Genomic DNA, 11,016 nt, shown 5'->3' on the forward strand with positions numbered 1-11,016 from the left:
GGGTTGACGGTAACGTGCTGAACGTGGTGCTGACTGTCGCCGGTGAAAGCCGGGGAGAACGGATCGAGATCGAGGAGCCGCCGCAGCTGCCGTCCACGATCCAGTTGCTGCTCAACGACGAACAGATCGAAGCGGGAGGGCGTTACACTACAACGGTCTTCGATCCCTCGGCGATGAAAAACGTGCCGCTGGTAATCGAGGCGGCCGGGGATACCGTTATCCGTTACGGCGGCGAACTGGTCGAGGTACGGAGGGTGCGCCAGGAGATGAGCGGACTGGAGATTGTGAGCTTTATCGACAGCGCGGGCCGGGTGATCGAGGAACGCAGCGGGATGGGTTACCGCCTGGTGCTGGAGGATGAGGAAACCGCACGCAACGGCGAGTGGAACGACGGCACCACCGACATCCAGAAACTGGTGGCGGTTGAACCGGACCGTCACCTGCCCTACGCGCGGGAGCTGGTGACGCTCAAGGTGGAGATTACCGGGCTGGACGGCGACACCCTGCTGCTCAACGGCGGGCCGCAGAGCTACGACCCGCCGGTGCTGGTCGTACATGGCCGCGGTCCCGACAGGTCCGCGCCGGCCGAGGATATCCTGCCCGAGGTGCGCGACGCGGCCCTGGCGTCGAGCCAGTTCGTGCTCAGCGAACACCCCCGCCTGCTGGAGCTGGCCACCAGCGTCGTCGACCTGAACGCTCCGGACGAGGACAAGATCAGGCAGATTCTCGACTGGCTGGAAGACAATATCGTCGTCAAACCGATTTTCAGTATCCCCAGCACGCTGGAAGTAATGCAGCGGCGCAGCGGCGACTGCAACGAGTTCGCGGTGATGTTCGCCTCGCTGGCCCGCGCTGCCGGAATCCCGACCAGAATTGCGATGGGGCTGGTGTACGTGGACGATGCGTTTTATTACCACGCCTGGTGCGAATGCTACCTGGATCGCTGGGTGGGCGTGGATCCGGTGTTCGGGCAGTTTCCGGCCGATGCGACCCATCTGCGCTTTATCGCCGGAACGATGGACCGCCAGGTGGAAATCCTGCCGCTGATCGGTAAGGTGGGCGTAAAGGTGATCGAGAGCGAGACGGGTCTGGAGGACCTTAGATGATCGAGCTGACCGGGGTGACAAAGAAGTACGGCGAGTTCACGGCCGTGGACGATATCTCCCTGCGGGTCGAACAGGGTGAGCTGTTCGGGTTCCTGGGGCCGAACGGAGCGGGCAAAACCACCACGATCAAGATGATCACGGGTTTGCTGCAGCCAACCGCCGGCACGGTCCGCGTGGCCGGTTTCGACCTGGCCGAGCAGCCGGAAGAGGCCAAGCGGCGGGTGGGCTTTATCCCGGACAGGCCGTTTATCTACAACCGTCTGACAGCGGTAGAGTTCCTGCGGTTCATGGGCGGGCTGTGGGAGATGCCCGCAGCGGAAATTGCGGAGCGCGGCGGCAGGCTGCTGGAACTTTTCGACCTGACAGGCTGGCAGGACGAGCTGGTGGAGAGTTACAGCCACGGGATGCGCCAGAAGCTGATCCTCTCCGGTGCGCTGCTCCACGACCCGGACGTGATCGTGGTGGACGAGCCGATGGTGGGACTGGACCCGGCCAGTATCCGGCTGGTCAAGGATATTTTCCGCGAACTCTGCTCGCGGGGCCGCAGCGTGTTCATGTCCACCCACACCCTGGCGGTGGCCGAGGAAACGTGCAGCCGTGTGGCGATAATCCAGAACGGGCGGATCAGGGCCGAAGGGACGCTGGAAGAGCTGAGGCATCTGAGCCGCAAGGAAGACAGCGGGCTGGAGGAGGTGTTCCTCAGCCTGACAGCCGGGGAAAAAATAAAGAAGATCGACTGGTGGAAGGGCCGTTGAAAAAACATTCAACGGCCCTGGAATCAAATTTATTAGAAGCTGTTTCATAACAGGAGTTTTATTTCAAACTTGTGCCCATTGGCAGGTAATCTCAAAAATACAACCCCCTGTTTCCCCCTTTTCTAAGGGGGACTAAAATCGTATAACCTCATCCACCGTGCAAAAAAGCCTGAAACCGGACAATTCCCCCTTACCAAAGGGGGTGCCTGCGTAGCAGGCGGGGGTTGTCCCGTTTTAAGGTTATGAAACAGATTCTAGTTTTGTCGCTGTCAAGGGCAGGTGAATCAGCCTTTGGCTGACCCTTGACAGCTATATTCCGCTGGCGACCGTTTTTTCGACACGCTTGTTGGAGGATAAGCCGGAATGAACAAGGCAAAACATCTCAAGCGGCACGGAGTGGGAAGCCGGGGTCGGCTGCTCGCGAGCCGTGCGGGTGTAAGTGGATGCACGGGGTTGTGTTTTTCCTTTTCTCGCGTCCAAACAACCCCCGCCCCCGATTTGGCGGGTAAGGGGGAATTTAATAATGCGTGTAGGGGCGGACCCATGTGTCCGCCCGAAGAGGGCAGGGAATACAGTTTGATTTAGATTCACACTGCTCTTTTGCATTTTGCGCGGGAATTCATCCGCGCAGACCCTCGATAAAACTCTTGATCGCGGCAAGCCCGGCGTCGGTATCCTCTGCGTTGTTGAACGTATCGATCACCTTGCTGCCTACCACGGACACGTCAACCAGGTCCCGCACCTGGGCCACATGCTCGGCCCGGCTGATCCCGAAGCCCAGCGCCAATGGCGTGTCCACCCGGGCGCGCACGTGGCCGATAAAGTCTTTCAACCCGTCAATCTGCTGTTCCCTGGCTCCGGTAATACCCACCCTGGCCGTGCAATAGACAAACCCGCCGGCGTAGCTGCCGATCACCCCGATCCGCTCGTCCGTGCTCGACGGACTCAGGATATAGATCGGGTGCAGTCCCGCGCCGGTGGCGAGTTCGTGATAGTGCTCCATGGGTTCGTCGGGCGGGATATCGGGCACGATCAGGCCGCTGACCCCGGCATTGGCGGAGTCGGTGCAGAAGCGTTCCAGCCCGTAAGTGAACGGGATATTGATATAGGTCATGAACAGCAGGGGCACGCCGCCCATCCGCCGGGCCATCCGCTCGGCGAATTTGAGGCAGTCGGCCACTTTAACTCCGCCCTCGAGCGCGGCCAGGTTGGCCTTGAGGATTGTGGGGCCGTCGGCCAGCGGGTCGGTAAACGGTATCTGCAGCTCGATCAGATCGGCGCCGGAATCGCGCAGGGTGAGCAGGATCCGCTCGCTGGCGGCCAGGTCGGGGTAGCCGACCACGATATGCGCCATCAGGCCGTGCCCTCCCTCGTCGCGGAGCCTGCCCAGCCTCTGGTCGATCATGTTGCTGACGGATTTACTCATCGCCGGGGAACCCTTCCTCGACCTTGCGCGCCAGGAAATCGAGCCATTCCCGGTCGCGGAGCGCCTCGGCCACGATAAAGATGTCCTTGTCGCCGCGTCCCGAGAGGTTGACCACGATGATCTTGTCCCGTTCCATGGTCGGGGCGCGCCTGAGCACCTCGGCCACGGCGTGGGCGCTTTCGAGGGCGGGGATGATGCCCTCGGTGCGCATCAGCGTTTTCAATGCCTCTACAGTCTCCTCATCGGTTGCGCTGGTATAGGTCACGCGCCCCCGGTCGTGGAGCAGGGCGTGCTCGGGGCCGATCCCGGCATAGTCCAGGCCGGCGGCGACACTGTGGGTGGTGAGAGTCTGGCCGTCCTCATCGGTCAGGAAATAGCTTTTGTAGCCCTCGATAATCCCCAGCCGTCCGCCCTGGAAACGGGCCGAGTGCATTCCGCCCGGAATCCCGAACCCGCCGGCCTCCACGCCGACCATCTCCACGGAGTCGTCAGCGAGGAACGGGTGGAACAGGCCGATAGAGTTGCTGCCGCCGCCCACGCAGGCGATCAGGCAGTCGGGCAGGCGTCCCTCGGCCTCGGTTATCTGCTCGCGCACCTCGCGTCCGATCACGCACTGGAAGTCGCGGACAATGGTGGGATAGGGGTGGGCCGAGAGCGCGGAGCCGACCAGCAGATGGGTGGTCTCCAGGTTTTCGATCCAGTTCTTGATACTCTCGTTGACCGCGTCTTTCAGCGTGCGGGTGCCGTAGGTAACCGGCGTCACCGTCGCCCCCAGCTGCTGCATCCAGAAGACATTGGGCCGCTGACGGGCTATGTCCACCTCACCCATGAAAATCTCACACTCAAGCCCGAATTTCGCCGCCACTGTCGCCGTGGCCAGCCCGTGCTGGCCGGCGCCTGTTTCGGCCACCAGGCGTTGCTTGCCCATCCGTCGCGCCAGCAGCGCCTGGCCGAGCACGTTGTTGATCTTATGGCTGCCGGTCTGGCCCAGGCCCTCCTGCTTGAGATAAATCCGCGCCCCGCCGAGTTCTTCGCTAAGATTGTCTGCGAAATAAAGGGGGGTGGGACGGCCGGAGTAGGTTTTAAGCAGGTTCTGGAATTCAGCCTGGAAAGACCTGTCGTCGCGGGCTTCCAGGTAACAGCGCTCCAGTGCCTCGAGCGCCGGAATCAGCATCTCAGGCACGTAACGTCCCCCGTACGGCCCGAAATGCCCGCCGGAGCTGAAACTGTCCAGCTTTTGCGCCATCGACATATCCTCATTGGTATGGTGAATAGAAAATATAGAACAGGGGCGAAGTTTAAGTCAAGCAGACAGAGCGGTCGGCGGATCAATAAGAAAAAGGAGCCGAAAATTCAACTGCCGGAAAATCTGGCCGATAATAGTATCAGGAAGGCAGTGACAGGCACTACAGGCAGAACCACCCGTAACGGAATTCGGGTGTAACATACGGCAGGGAGGCCGACCATGTTCAAGATTGCATTGCAGTTTCTGGCGGATCCGACTTATTTCGCCGGTTTCAGTATCATTATCGGCGTGGCTTACGTGGCAGTCTGGGTTATCTCGCTCAAGGAGATAGTGCGGCCAGCGCCGGAGACCTATTTCCGGCCGGCCCGTCGCGATCCGGAGCTTGACATCCAGGAGCAGCGGCAGAACGGGCAGGTCACTCACCGTCGCAACAACAGTGTGCGAGTGCGCAGGAAATTCGTCACGGACGGTGACAATCAGCCCCGCGGACGGCGTGTTTCCCGGGCTGCTTGAAGCTGGATTTATCGATAGAGCTGGTCCCCCATCTCAGAACCGCCCGCTGGATTATCGAATCCGGTGGGCGGTTTTTTTATCTGCTTCCAATGATGATTGCGGGAGGCTGGATGTTTTATTATCGTTGGTGGCGGAAATTCAATGTTGAACTGATGGAACGGTAAGGGGAATAACATGCAGCAAATCCAGGTGAGAACCTCCGGCAGGACGGAGCTGAAAGATATCACCGCCGAGGTCCAGGAGGCGGTCGGCAGGCTGGGGGTGCGCGACGGAGTGGTGACAATCTATGTGCCGCACACTACCGCGGGAGTGACAATCAACGAGAACGCCGACCCCGACGTGGCTCATGATATACTTAAAGTAATAGATGAATTGATCCCATTTAATCATCCAACATACAGGCATATGGAGGGCAACAGCGCGGCGCATATCAAGAGCAGCCTGGTCGGCTGCAGCCAGAACGTGATTATCGAGGGCGGGCGGCTGCAACTGGGCACCTGGCAGGGGATTTATTTCGCGGAGTTCGATGGCCCCCGTACGCGTAAGGTGTGGGTGACAGCTTGTCCGGCGGGGTAGTTCAGGATATATTTTTCAGATTCAACCCGCTTCGCCGGAGACTGTCAAGCCCGGCCCGGGATTGAGAGTCATCACCCGGGGATTGCCCTTGGCTCTGAACGCCGCGACCATCTTCTCCGGCTCGTGGTGCAGCACGATTATCGTCCCCCCGCCGCCGGCCCCGGCCAGCTTGGCCCCCAGCGCGTCGTGCTCCAGCGCCAGCTCGATAAACTCGTCATTGGCCTTGCCGCTTGCTCCCAGGGCCTGCTGGATCTCGTGGTTGCGGTTCATCAGCCGGCCCAGCTCCTCCCAGTCGCCCAGCAGCAGGGCGCGTTTGCCCAGCCGGGCCAGTTCGCTGATCTCCTTGTAACCATCCACCACCACCGGGTCGCCATCCAGCCAGCGCTCGCGCACGGGCCGCAGCACGCTGCCCGATACCCGCTGCACGCCGGTATGGATCAGCACGAAAGGGAGTTCACTTAGATGGGCGGCCAGCGGCTCGACAGTGGCGAACACCTCTTCGCTCAGGTCGCGGTAGACTTCCTTGGCGCGGAAATCGAGGTAGTTGATCCCGCCGAATACGGTCATGTACTGGTCCTGGTAACCGCACTGGATATCCATGTAGTTGAGTTCGATATAGCGGATTGTCTCGGCCATTTCGTACGGGGTCATCTCCCGGCCCACGAACCGGCAAATCGCGCCGAACACCGCAGCCAGCATCGCTGTTGAGCCGGCCAGCCCGCTGCGGAACGGGATATCGCTCGTGCCCTCGAGGCGGAACTTGCGCTCGGCGATCCTCAGGTAGCGCACCACGCTGCGGGCGATATCGAACACGCCGCCGTCGAGGCGAAGATCCGCTTCGCTTTCGATCGTGCTTTCCTCGCCCCCGAACGACAGCTCGATCCGGTCGCACTCGCTGATGCGCGCTCTGGCCCGTTCGCCCAGGGTACAGGAGATCAGGCTGCCCCCGTAACCGTCGGTGGGATTGCCGATCACGCCGGCGCGAGCCGGCGCCGAGGCCTCGATCATAACTTCCTCGTCAGGTAGTGGCGCAGGGTGTGGCCGTACTTCTCGTCAGCCAGGGCGAAATCGACAAACGCCTTGAAATAACTCTCGTAGTTGCCGATATCGTAGCGGCTCTCTTTCTCGTTCAGCGGCACGGCGTAAACCGGCAGACCCTGGCGCAGCAGCAGCCCGATTGAGTCGGTCAGCTGCAGTTCTCCTCCCTTGTCCGGCATGGTCCTGTCGATGGCATCAAAAATGGCCGGGCTGAACACATAGCGCGCGGCGATTGCCAGGTCGCTGGGAGCCTCCTCCACATTCGGCTTTTCCACCACCGATTTGATCGGAAACACGCCGGGGCTGTGCTCGTCGCCCACTTCCACGATCCCGTAGCGGAAAGCTTCCTCGGGCGGCACCTTTTCGACCGCTATCGTGCAGGCGGCGTCGTTTTTGGCATGCGCTTCGAGCATCCGGTTGATCAGCGCCCCGGCACGGCTGCCGCTGACAATCGAGTCTCCCAGGGCGACCACGAACGAGTCCTGGTCAACCAGACCCCGCGCCAGCCCGATTGCATCGGCAAGGCCGCGCTGCACGCTCTGGCGCACGTAATAGAAGCTGACATTCAGTTCCTGGTACTTCATCTCCTCGATCAGGTTCTTGCGTCCGCTCTTGTGCAGGTGCTCCAGCAGTTCCACGTCTTTGTCAAAATGGTCCTCGATCGAGCGTTTCTTGCTGCCGGTGACAAACAGCAGCTGGTCCAGCCCGGCGGCTTCCAGTTCCTCCACAACGTACTGCACGACCGGTTTCCGGCCCACGGGCAGCATCTCCTTGGGCTGGCTCTTGGTCGCCGGCAGCAGCCTGGTGCCGTGGCCGGCAACCGGGATTACCGCTTTCTTGATACTCATTGGTACGCCTCCGCTTAAGGGGAGTGATCTGTCGTGCGGTTGTTCTCGATTTTTCGATTTCCGGGTGTGGGCTTAGATCGGCGATCTAACCATCTCGGGTACCTGCAAACTTAGACAGGGGGCGGAAAAAATGTCAACGTTTTTAGCCGCCCGCCTCCTTTCGCTGTCGCTTGTAGAGGGTACGGATTTCAAGGAGAAGACTGTCGTAGAGACCGGCCTTGAAATCGGGGAACGTCCACTCGAACACCGACCAGCCGCCCTTGCGGTAGTAGAGGGTCAGGTCGGCCCAGACACCCTGGTCCAGATATATTTTCTGTCCGCCGAACTTGAACGAGGCCAGCACCACTTTCTGGTAGTCCAGCAGACCCGGATCGATATTGACCGTCCGTCCGCCATCCGCACCCGCCAGTTCCCGCTCGATCCGATCCGCGGCCAGCTTGACATCCACCAGCCTTCCGGGTTCCACCAGCTCGCGGTAGGAGATAAAGATCCGCTCCAGCGGCCCGCCCATCTCGTCGCGGTAGAAATCCGTATGGTCGAACGGTACGCTTTGAGATACGAAATCCTCCTCGCCGTGGATTTCACGCAACCGCTGACGGGCCTTGTCGAGCTGCGCTTTGTCGCTGTAAAGGACAGCCATGAACAGTTTGACAGGCTCGACCAGGTGCTTGGCCGGCGGATTGGTTTTCATCTGCGGCCTCCGGCCGGTTTTTCTTTCGCCCGTTCGCTGAGTTCCCTGGCCCGCTCCACCAGCTCGGCGTCGATCCCGAACATCTCCTGCACGCTCGCGCCCAGCCGGTTGCGGATATTCTCGTTGTGCCTGCCGAGTCCCGTGGTGTGGCGGACGCTGTGTTTGTGGACGTAGATATGCGCCTCGCCGGTGGAGCGGCTGAGCACGAGCTGATGGTTCATCGCGGCGCTGAACGAGCGCTCCCAGTGGTATTCGAACACCGGGCCGTCCACCGCGTGCTCGCGGATACGGTAGCGCCAGCGCTTATCGCCGCCGGCGGGAGATTCCGTGTACAGGCTGTAGGAGAGCGGTTCCCCGGCCTCGGCCTCGACAGTGTAGCGGTAGACCCGTCCGGCCAGGGACTTGTGTCCGGAAACCGGCAGCTCCAGCGGCTCGGGAAGCAGGTAGCCGGCGTCGCAGAGAAATTTCCCTCCGCCGAGCCGCACGATCACGGCGCAGTGGATATTCGGCCCGTGGCTCATGTCGCCCAGCGCCCGCCAGCAGTCGAACCCGCAGTGACGAAGCAGGGTGTAGAGGCAGTGGGTCAGCGAAAAACAGGTGCCGCCGAGCCTTGAGCTGAGATAACCTTCCAGCACCTCCGCGGGTGAGCGGAACGAGGGCTTCACAGTTGACGGCTCCCCGATACCCCGGCTGCGGATTATTTTCGAGACATTCTCGTAGGGCAGGTGGGTAAACGCCCGGTAGAGTTGGTGAAGACTGTCCCTGCCCGGCTCGGGGAGAGAATTTATACCGAACTCGCCGAGAAAGGCTTTGGCGCTTCCGGCGAAAAGCTGTCGAGCGGTGCCGCTCAAACGGAATTCTATCCCTGTTGAGATTGACGCAGATTTCCTCCAGCAGTATGTTGACCGGAGCCTGAAAAAGCAATTTTGTTTTTAGAAGTTGTTTGATAACTGGATTTTATTTCAAACTTTCGCCTATTGGCAGGTAATCCCAAAAACACAACCCCCTGTTTCCCCCCTTAATGAAGGGGGACTAAAACCGTATAAGCCCAGCCACCGTACGAAAAAGCCTGAGACCGGACAGGATTCCCCTTACCAAAAGGGGGTGCCTGCGAAGCAGGCGGGGGTTGTCCCGTTTTAAGGTTATGAAACAGCTTCTGGTATCACGGGAATCAGGCGCCCGGAGACAGAAAAGGGAGGAAGGTGTGAGCGCGATCAAGAATGTCCTGTTCGATATCGGCAAAGTCCTCCTGTCATTCGAGCGAGAACAAACTATCAGTGAATTTGCCCGCTACAGCCTCTCGGTTGACGAGAAAGAATTCGGGATCGAGCACGTGTTTGTCGACAGCTACTGGGAACGGATGGAGACAGGCCATGTCAGCCCCGAACAGTATTACGAGAGGTTTTGCGAGGCTAGCGGCTGCGCAATCGGCTTACGCCATTTTGTCCTGATCTGGACAATGAACTTCACGCCGGTTGCGGAGATGATTGCCTACGGCCGCGCCCTGGCGGAAAAGTACAACATCTATTTTTTCTCCAACACCGACCCGATCCATATCCCTCCGCTCTATAACCGGTTCCCGTCGCTGCTGTTCTTTCGCGGGCAGGCGCTGTCGTGGGAGCTTGGAGTCCGCAAGCCGGACCCCGAGTTTTTCCGCCGCGGCCTGGCGAAATTCGATTTGGACCCCCGGGAATGCCTGTTTGTCGACGACCGTCAGGAGAACGCGGAAGCGGCCGCCCGGCTGGGTATCCGCTCTGTGGTTTTCAGTAGTCCGTCCCAGGCGATCGCCGAGATGGACGCTGTCCTCGCCGGCTCCTGAATTATCGGGCTAAAAAACGGTCGCCCGGCAGAGCTGCGAGCTTGCCCAATCGGGTAAATCCTTGTATATTATACAATCTATCTCGATCCGGCCCGCGATTGCGGCGCGGATGCGCTGTCGTTTGAAAGTATTATTTTTGATGGAGTACAGATGAACGCCGAGCTGAAACAGGCCATTGACGGATTTAAGCAGAGGGTGGAAAACCTCAGAGGTTATCTTTGACCTGGAGGATAAGGGAGAGAGGGTAAAAGAGCTGGAGGCCGAAATGGCCCGGCCGGAATTCTGGGACGGCCAGGAGGCCGCGCGCAAGGTGATCGACGAGGTAAACGACCTCAAGCGCTGGACCGAACCGATGGCCGGGTTGACGAAACAGGTGGAGGACCTGGTAGAACTGGTGGAACTGGCGGAGGACGATGACGAGGGGATGCTTGCGGAACTCCGTCGGGATCTCGCGCAGGCGGAAAAAAAACTCGATGAACTCGAACTGCGGCACATGCTCTCCGGCAAGGATGACCGCCGCAACGCGATCCTGACCATCCACCCCGGCGCCGGCGGCACCGAAAGCCAGGACTGGGCGCAGATGCTGATGCGGATGTACTCGCGCTATGTGGAGATCAAGGGCTTCAAGAGCGCCCTGCTCGACCTTCAGCCGGGCGATGAGGCCGGGATCAAGAGCGTCACTCTGGAGGTCAAGGGCGACTACGCCTACGGGTACATGAAAGCCGAGAAGGGCGTGCACCGGCTGGTGCGGATCAGCCCGTTCGACGCCAACAGCCGCCGGCATACCTCGTTCGCCAGCGTGTTTGTCTATCCTGAGATCGATGAGGATATCGAGGTGGAGATCGAGGAGAAGGACCTGCGGATCGATACCTACCGGGCCTCCGGGGCCGGCGGCCAGCACGTGAACAAGACCGACAGCGCGGTTCGGATCACCCATCTTCCCACCGGGATTGTCACCCAGTGCCAGAACGAGCGCAGCCAGCACCGCAACCGCGAAA

Annotated in this window: 12 protein-coding genes and 1 pseudogene (1 of these 13 running past the window's edge); 7 read left to right on the forward strand and 6 right to left on the reverse strand. The window is 60.3% G+C overall.

The window, feature by feature from the left end; genetic code table 11:
• The 3 genes in view from FVQ81_12250 to FVQ81_12260 are tightly spaced (each overlapping or abutting the next) and all read left to right on the forward strand, a layout consistent with a single transcriptional unit that may run on beyond the window.
• Window positions 1-21, forward strand: the 3' end of a protein-coding gene (locus FVQ81_12250; GenBank protein MBW7997317.1) for a hypothetical protein. The gene continues 393 nt to the left of window position 1, outside the view; only the last 21 of its 414 coding nucleotides appear in the window; its start codon lies beyond the left edge, outside the window; the stop codon is at window positions 19-21.
• Window positions 15-1,106, forward strand: a complete 1,092-nt coding sequence (locus FVQ81_12255) for a transglutaminase domain-containing protein (GenBank protein ID MBW7997318.1) — start codon at window positions 15-17, stop codon at window positions 1,104-1,106. The genes FVQ81_12250 and FVQ81_12255 overlap by 7 nt, the downstream gene beginning before the upstream one ends.
• Window positions 1,103-1,861 carry an ABC transporter ATP-binding protein gene (locus FVQ81_12260; GenBank protein MBW7997319.1) on the forward strand — a complete coding sequence of 253 codons (759 nt, stop codon included), beginning with the start codon at window positions 1,103-1,105 and terminating at the stop codon, window positions 1,859-1,861. Before FVQ81_12255 ends, FVQ81_12260 begins: the two co-directional genes overlap by 4 nt.
• A 619-nt stretch (window positions 1,862-2,480) precedes the next feature.
• Here FVQ81_12260 and FVQ81_12265 read toward each other — a convergent pair.
• Together FVQ81_12265 and trpB are read right to left on the reverse strand one after the other, a co-directional pair.
• Window positions 2,481-3,287: a tryptophan synthase subunit alpha gene (locus FVQ81_12265; GenBank protein ID MBW7997320.1), complete on the reverse strand. Its 807-nt coding sequence runs from the start codon at window positions 3,285-3,287 to the stop codon at window positions 2,481-2,483.
• Window positions 3,280-4,533: a tryptophan synthase subunit beta gene (trpB, locus tag FVQ81_12270; GenBank protein ID MBW7997321.1), complete on the reverse strand. Its 1,254-nt coding sequence runs from the start codon at window positions 4,531-4,533 to the stop codon at window positions 3,280-3,282. The genes FVQ81_12265 and trpB overlap by 8 nt, the downstream gene beginning before the upstream one ends.
• A 219-nt stretch (window positions 4,534-4,752) precedes the next feature.
• Here trpB and FVQ81_12275 point away from each other — a divergent pair, with 219 nt between their 5' ends.
• Window positions 4,753-5,046 (forward strand): hypothetical protein, encoded by a 294-nt coding sequence (locus FVQ81_12275; GenBank protein MBW7997322.1) that lies wholly within the window; start codon window positions 4,753-4,755, stop codon window positions 5,044-5,046.
• A 174-nt stretch (window positions 5,047-5,220) separates the two neighbouring features.
• Window positions 5,221-5,622 (forward strand): YjbQ family protein, encoded by a 402-nt coding sequence (locus tag FVQ81_12280; protein ID MBW7997323.1) that lies wholly within the window; start codon window positions 5,221-5,223, stop codon window positions 5,620-5,622.
• Between the two features lie 21 nt (window positions 5,623-5,643).
• On the opposite strand, the gene FVQ81_12285 is transcribed toward FVQ81_12280, so the two are convergent.
• From FVQ81_12285 to FVQ81_12300, 4 genes are all read right to left on the reverse strand, one after another.
• Window positions 5,644-6,630 (reverse strand): hypothetical protein, encoded by a 987-nt coding sequence (locus FVQ81_12285; protein MBW7997324.1) that lies wholly within the window; start codon window positions 6,628-6,630, stop codon window positions 5,644-5,646.
• A complete protein-coding gene (locus FVQ81_12290) occupies window positions 6,627-7,508 on the reverse strand; it encodes a UTP--glucose-1-phosphate uridylyltransferase (GenBank protein MBW7997325.1) in 882 nt (293 codons plus the stop codon). Before FVQ81_12290 ends, FVQ81_12285 begins: the two co-directional genes overlap by 4 nt.
• A 142-nt stretch (window positions 7,509-7,650) precedes the next feature.
• Window positions 7,651-8,199 carry a DUF4416 family protein gene (locus FVQ81_12295; GenBank protein ID MBW7997326.1) on the reverse strand — a complete coding sequence of 183 codons (549 nt, stop codon included), beginning with the start codon at window positions 8,197-8,199 and terminating at the stop codon, window positions 7,651-7,653.
• Window positions 8,196-9,074, reverse strand: a complete 879-nt coding sequence (locus tag FVQ81_12300; GenBank protein MBW7997327.1) for an arylamine N-acetyltransferase — start codon at window positions 9,072-9,074, stop codon at window positions 8,196-8,198. The genes FVQ81_12295 and FVQ81_12300 overlap by 4 nt, the downstream gene beginning before the upstream one ends.
• A 269-nt stretch (window positions 9,075-9,343) precedes the next feature.
• Here FVQ81_12300 and FVQ81_12305 point away from each other — a divergent pair, with 269 nt between their 5' ends.
• Entirely contained in the window at window positions 9,344-10,018 is a 675-nt protein-coding gene (locus tag FVQ81_12305) for an HAD family phosphatase (GenBank protein MBW7997328.1), read from the forward strand.
• A 150-nt stretch (window positions 10,019-10,168) separates the two neighbouring features.
• Window positions 10,169-11,016, forward strand: a pseudogene (gene prfB, locus FVQ81_12310) (peptide chain release factor 2).

Source organism: Candidatus Glassbacteria bacterium (assembly GCA_019456185.1).
Lineage (GTDB): Bacteria > Gemmatimonadota > Glassbacteria > GWA2-58-10 > GWA2-58-10 > JAJRTS01.